Origin of the sequence: Streptomyces enissocaesilis (genome assembly GCF_039533765.1) — a bacterium.
Lineage (GTDB): Bacteria > Actinomycetota > Actinomycetes > Streptomycetales > Streptomycetaceae > Streptomyces > Streptomyces enissocaesilis.
On the sequence record NZ_BAAAUD010000081.1, the window covers coordinates 1 to 1,590 of the forward strand.

The window sequence follows — 1,590 nt, forward strand, 5'->3', positions numbered from 1 at the left end:
AGCTTGACGTTTATCCAGCTCTGCTGCTTGTGAGGGTTGCCGTGAGGTCCGGTTGGCCCTGTTTTCCGACGGTGCGTTCGCGTGCACGGTGCTTGTTCTTCATGCCGATTGGCCGGCCAGGGCCTGCGGTGCTGGCTTTCGGTGCACCGGCCAGTTGAGGGGCCTTGCCGTGGAGGCGGCGAAATCCTCGGCGGACTCGTGCAGGGGTGAGACGTCCTTGGCGTGCGGGCCGCTCCCAGGGTCTGCGAAGGTCCTCGGCAAGGGGCCGGGCCAGGCGGAGCTGGGTGTGGGCGGCGATGACCAGCCAGGTCCAACGGTCAGCGGCGGCCGGCTCGCGGAGTTTGGGAGCCGTCCAGCCCAGCGTCTGCTTCAACATCCTGAAGGTGTGTTCCAGGTCGAATCTGCGCAGGAACGCCTGCCAGAGCCGGTCCACGTCCCCGGCGGTGGCATCGGTGGCCGACCACCACAGCCAGATCGGCCGGGGATCGCGGTCTCCGCGAAGGTGATCGACCTGCAGACGGATGACGGTGCCTTCGAGAATCGGCAACTCTCCGGGATGGCCGGCCCAGGCCGAGCGCCGGGTCAGCAGTGGATGCAGGTGGTCCCAAGCCGTGGCGACGGCCTGCCCGTAGTGAGTGGTGTCGGTCACCGTGGTGATGGACGGGACCGGCTGGGTGGACGGGTCCTCGAAGGCGAACTCTGCCCCGTGCTTGGGTTTGCGCCCCCGCTTGCCCGCCGACTGGAGAGGAGGCGGAAAGTACAGGACTCGGTCCGAACGCATCCGGCCCAGTAACTCCACGGGCAGGTCCGCGAGGAGGAAGGCCAGGCGGGTCACGTCGTAGCCGGCATCAAGGACGACCAGGACGGGCGGGTCGCTGATCTGCCACTGGCCTGCCACATACAACCGTTGGAACACCTCTCGGATCTGGTCGGCGGTGACGGCGATCGCGTCGTCCCAGGGCCGCAGCCGGAGCACGTCCAACACGGCCGTCCACGACGTCCGGCCCGGCTCCACAGCGGCAACGAAGGAGTAGGGCCAGCCGGGGATCATCTGGGCCGAGTTTCTGCCTCGCCCGTATGTGTGGCAGAACATCCGGTCCGGGCTGGTATTCGCGTCCGGCCGCAGCCAGTTGCTCACATCGACCGCCAGGACCAGCCGCCCCGACGCCGTGCGGGGAAGCGGCAGCCCTGCCAGCGTTCTGCGCAGCCGTGCCACATCCAGATCCCCGCAGTTCAGGCCGCCGTACAAGGCGCCATGCCCACGCCGGTGCTCAGGCTCCAAAGACAGCTCGACCAACGTCCTCACCGGACCATCCGCGCACAGCAGGGCATCACTCAGCTCGAACAGCGCATCGCGCCGCCCGGCCAGACAGGCGTAGAGCTCCGTCCGGAAGCGTGACAGTTCGGCAAACGCATCCCGCGGGATGCCGTGTTGCAGCAGACTCATAGCTACGGCCTTCGTGTTGATCCCATGCCTCTGTGACGGAGCACAGGATCAGGCGAAGGCCGCTCTCACGTCCGGAACTCAGGCAAACCCATCAGCAAGTTCGAGGCCGTGTTCGACGACGGACCATAAACGTCAAGCTAAGG

The 1,590-nt window shown here is 67.0% G+C and carries 1 protein-coding gene; it reads right to left on the bottom strand.

Annotated features, from left to right (window positions below; genetic code table 11):
- Positions 1-10: 10 nt before the first annotated feature.
- Complete coding sequence (locus ABD374_RS31610; protein WP_344500068.1) at positions 11-1,447, bottom strand: NF041680 family putative transposase; 1,437 nt, start codon at positions 1,445-1,447, stop codon at positions 11-13.
- Between the last annotated feature and the right edge of the window lie 143 nt (positions 1,448-1,590).

Excerpts from the sequence above, each read along its gene's own strand:
- ABD374_RS31610 (WP_344500068.1), bottom strand. The coding sequence starts at position 1,447 with ATGAGTCTGCTGCAACACGGCATCCCGCGGGATGCGTTTGCCGAACTG.